Below are 231 nucleotides of genomic sequence, written 5' to 3' on the forward strand. Positions count from 1 at the left end.
TGCCGAAGTCGTAGTCGTCGCTGTCCGCCGCTGCAATCCCGATCGACACCGCTTCATCGTCTTCGTCTTCGTCTTCGGCCTCGTCGTCCTCTTCCTCTTCCTTGTCTTCTTCGTCTGCCTCGTCGGTCTCTTCAGCAACGACCGCAGCAGCCAGCCGCTTGCCCTTCGCCTCCAGCCGCGCCGGCCAGGCCACCGTGTCGAGCACCTGTTCCACCTGCTCGGCCAGCAGTT

General features: G+C 63.6%; 1 protein-coding gene. It reads right to left on the reverse strand.

What is annotated here, in order from left to right; genetic code table 11:
• The coding region (locus tag SB660_RS24200) for a hypothetical protein (protein WP_410585189.1) at positions 1-231 on the reverse strand (231 nt) is incomplete at both ends.

It is taken from the genome of Bacillus sp. SIMBA_005 (assembly GCF_046535585.1).
In the GTDB taxonomy this organism is placed as follows: Bacteria; Bacillota; Bacilli; order Bacillales; family Bacillaceae; genus Bacillus; species Bacillus pumilus.